Origin of the sequence: Lentzea sp. NPDC060358 (genome assembly GCF_042725365.1) — a bacterium.
Classification (GTDB): domain Bacteria; phylum Actinomycetota; class Actinomycetes; order Mycobacteriales; family Pseudonocardiaceae; genus Lentzea.
Genome location: NZ_JBHXCW010000480.1, coordinates 1 through 1256, shown reverse-complemented (window position 1 = coordinate 1256; position 1256 = coordinate 1). Strand labels below are relative to the sequence as shown.

The window sequence follows — 1256 nt, the reverse complement described above, 5'->3', positions numbered from 1 at the left end:
GGACAAGCCCAAGAAGGGCGGCGAGGACGAGGACCCGTACGCGGAGGAGGCCGACCTCCTCGCCGAGGCGGAGCGCGAGCAGAACGAGCCCGACGGAACGGATGACCAGCTGCCCTTCGGACATCAAGAAGGCCGATCTGACCCTCGGCGACAAGAAGATGGCCGATCACAAGGCCAACGCCGCCGGTCAGACCCCGATAAACATCCTGCTCATAGGCTCGGACGCGCGGGACGACAAGGAGAACCAGAAGCTCGGCGGGGCCAAGGACACCTTCGGCGCACCGCCCCTGGCCGACGTGCAGATGCTGGTCCACCTCTCCGCCGACCGCTCCAACATGTCGGTGATCAGCATGCCGCGCGACACCATGCTGAAGTTCCCGAAGTGCACCGACCCGGAGACGAAGCGCGTCTACCCCGCGACCACTGGTCTGAAGATGACCAATGAGACGCTCGACCGCGGCGGTCCCGGTTGCACGGTGGCCACCTGGTACGAGCTCACCGGCATCACCATCGACCACTTCATGATGATCGACTTCTCCGGTGTGGTCTCGATGGCCGACGCGATCGGCGGCGTCCCCGTCTGCGTGAAGGGCAACGTCTACTCGCACACCCGCGCCGGCAAGGGCTCCGGGCTGAAGCTGGAGAGGGGCACCACGAAGATCAAGGGCGTACAGGCCCTCCAGTGGCTGCGCACCCGCTACGGCTTCGAGGACGGCACCGACCTCGGCCGCACCCACGCCCAGCACATGTACATGAACTCGATGGTCCGTGAGCTGCGCAAGGGCACCAAGCTCACCGACCCGGGCAAGCTGACAAACCTCGCGGAGGCGGCGACCGACGCCCTGACGGTCGACAAGGGCATCGAGACGGTCAAGAGCCTGTACGACCTCGCGGAGGAGCTGAAGAAGGCTCCCACCGACCGCATCACCATGACGACGATGCCGAACGTCTACGGGACGGGCATCCTGAAGGACCGGGTACTGCCCAAGCCGGGCGAGGCCGAACAGCTCTTCCAGATGGTCCGCGACGACATCCCGCTCGACGGCAAGGCGTCCAAGAAGAAAAAGAAGGCCCCGGTCGCCGAGAAGCCCACCTCGACCCCGGCCGAGACCCCGGTGACCATCCGCAACGGCACCCGCACCGAGACCGAGTACCCGGTCAAGGGCCGGGCGACGGCGGTCCAGGGTCTGCTGTCCGGGAAGGGCTTCACCCAGTCCTCGCTCGACACGGCGAACACCGAGGCGTCGGTCCGGACC

General features: G+C 66.6%; 1 protein-coding gene. It reads left to right on the top strand.

Annotated features, from left to right (window positions below):
* Window positions 1–101: 101 nt before the first annotated feature.
* The coding region (locus tag ACFWGZ_RS41040; RefSeq protein ID WP_382456981.1) for an LCP family protein at window positions 102–1256 on the top strand (1155 nt) is incomplete at its 3' end.